Origin of the sequence: Clostridium sp. CF012 (genome assembly GCF_018861755.1) — a bacterium.
Lineage (GTDB): Bacteria > Bacillota > Clostridia > Clostridiales > Clostridiaceae > Clostridium_AD.
On the sequence record NZ_JAHLEF010000090.1, the window covers coordinates 1 to 1,548 of the forward strand.

Annotated in this window: 2 protein-coding genes; both read left to right on the forward strand. The window is 36.0% G+C overall.

Annotation, left to right across the window (positions count from 1 at the left end; translation table 11 throughout):
• Nucleotides 1–125: 125 nt before the first annotated feature.
• On the forward strand, nucleotides 126–578 hold the full coding sequence (locus KPL50_RS26350) for an HTH domain-containing protein (RefSeq protein ID WP_216301438.1): 453 nt from the start codon (nucleotides 126–128) through the stop codon (nucleotides 576–578).
• The gene (locus KPL50_RS26355; protein WP_216301439.1) at nucleotides 575–1,459 is read left to right on the forward strand and encodes an IS3 family transposase; all 885 of its coding nucleotides are present in this window, start codon (nucleotides 575–577) and stop codon (nucleotides 1,457–1,459) included. Before KPL50_RS26350 ends, KPL50_RS26355 begins: the two co-directional genes overlap by 4 nt.
• The last annotated feature ends 89 nt before the right edge of the window (nucleotides 1,460–1,548 follow it).

Genomic DNA, 1,548 nt, shown 5'->3' on the forward strand with positions numbered 1-1,548 from the left:
TTATAAAATGGACCCTATAAGGTAGACAGTTAAAAAAAGAGGCATAGTTGTCTCAAAATTAACTGATTCTACTTTGTAGGGTCTTTTTTGTTATACTTAATACATTAAGTTAGGAGAGTGATACTATGGGAAAAAATTATTTTACAGAAGAACAACAGAGCGAACTTCGCAAGAACCCATATATCCAAAAGGTAAGTGCAAAATCAATTACCTATACAAAAGAATTTAAAGAAAATTTCCAAGAAGAATATCGTGCTGGAAAGCTGCCATCGCAAATTTTGAGTGATATGGGTATTGATCATCATATGCTTGGAAAGAGAAGAAAAGACGGCTTTGTAGCGAAAATGAAGGTATATGAATTAAGGCCAGAAGGATTTGAAGACATCAGAAAAAATCACTCCGGTCGTCCGGCTACAAAGCAACTAACAGATGTTGAAAAAATCAAGCGCTTAGAGCTAAAAATTACATACTTAAACCAAGAAAATGAATTTCTAAAAAAAAATATTCAAATGGATCGGCAGGCAAACTGGGAATACAAGCGAAAGCACCCATCAAATACAAGCTCATTAAAGAAATGATTGAACGGGATAACAGCCTGCTTAATATCACTTTGCTTTGCCAAACAGCTGGAGTATCTCGCTCAGGTTATTACCGATGGCAAAATAATATAGATACAAGAAACGAGAAGGAAGGAGCAGACAAAAGAGAGTTTGAACTTATTCTAGAAGCATACACGTTTCGTGGTTATGATAAGGGTTCACGTGGAATACATATGCGCCTTCTAAATCAAGGTATTCGAATGAATCGCAAGAAAATACAACGTCTAATGAGCAAATATAGATTGAAATGCCCAATACGCAAAGCAAATCCTTACCGCCGCATAGCTAAGGCCATGAAAACCGACAATGTTTCTAAAAATCTGGTAAACCGTGAGTTCCAGGAACATGGTCCGGGTATGATACTTCTCACTGATATCACATACCTTTTCTACAATCATGGTAACAAGGCATATCTTTCCGTAATTAAGGATGCGTGCACTAACCAGGTAATGGCATATGTTGTTAGCGAATCGTTAGCTGTAGATTTCGTGCTTGAAACTGTCCATATTCTTATGCAGAATCACGGATTTTCGTTAAATAGTGAGACAATCCTGCATTCTGATCAAGGATGTCATTATACTAGTATATCTTTCCGTCAACTTCTAAAAGATAAGAAACTTCGCCAGTCTATGTCCCGACGAGGGAACTGTTGGGACAATGCTCCACAGGAATCATTCTTTGGCCATATGAAGGATGAATTACATTTAGAAAGATGCTATAGTATCTTGGATTTAAAGCGTGAGATCGATGATTATATGGACTTTTACAACAATGATCGTTACCAATGGAATCTAGCAAAACTCTCACCAAATCAATATGCCTTATACTTAAATACAGGTAAGTACCCTATAAAAGTTTAAAAAAATACCCTAATATCAGAAAATATGATATTAGGGTATTTTTAAGGCTCTTTTTTTAGAATGTCCTTGACACAGGGTCCACTTTATTA

Excerpts from the sequence above, each read along its gene's own strand:
- KPL50_RS26350 (WP_216301438.1), top strand. The coding sequence starts at position 126 with ATGGGAAAAAATTATTTTACAGAAGAACAACAGAGCGAACTTCGCAAG.
- KPL50_RS26355 (WP_216301439.1), top strand. The coding sequence starts at position 575 with ATGATTGAACGGGATAACAGCCTGCTTAATATCACTTTGCTTTGCCAA.